Here is a 672-nt window from a genome sequence, read left to right on the forward strand (position 1 = left end):
GGGCAAGATATCTCTTTTGGCGTGAGTCCTAAATACCAGCAACTGCGAACCTACAAACAAAACTTGTCTGTTGAAGACTTTGACTTAAGTGACTACGACAGAAGTAAGACGACTAAGAATACCTTCAATATGGACTTTGGCGCAGTCTGGTTGGTTGATGACTACCGCATCGGTGTAGCGGTAAAAGATTTATTCTCTAAAAAGATTGATACTTTAGATGTCGGTGGCGTTAGTACTTATGGCCTTAACACTCAAATAACCGTGTCAGGGGCGTATGCGCATGAATTCTTCACGGCCACTATCGATTGGGACCTTACTAAGCAAAAACGTTTTGTTGAACTGGCCGATGACACTCAGTTCTTACGGTTAGGTGTAGAGGGTAATGCGTTTGGCTGGGCACAGCTAAGAGCTGGGTATCAATTTGACACAGAAGATACCTTAGATGATGTCATTACCGCTGGTATTGGCATTAGCCCGGGTGATCTGGTTAGCTTTGACCTGGCAGCCAGCTATGCGGGAAGCAATCAATATGGCGTGTCTGGTAATTTGTCTTTTACGTTCTAACAGCCATTAGGCATAATGTGCAAGGCCGCGAAATATCAAGATTTAAATCATCACGGCTTGCATATTCGAGGGGAGTAAATGAAACTCGAATATAACAATAATATGCTC

The 672-nt window shown here is 43.5% G+C and carries 1 protein-coding gene; it reads left to right on the forward strand.

The features are described 5' to 3' along the window. The coding region (gene traF / locus QTO00_RS20520; protein WP_331426382.1) for a conjugal transfer protein TraF at positions 1-564 on the forward strand (564 nt) is incomplete at its 5' end. Positions 565-672 lie beyond the last annotated feature (108 nt).

Source organism: Vibrio sp. M260118 (assembly GCF_036533755.1).
GTDB lineage: Bacteria > Pseudomonadota > Gammaproteobacteria > Enterobacterales > Vibrionaceae > Vibrio.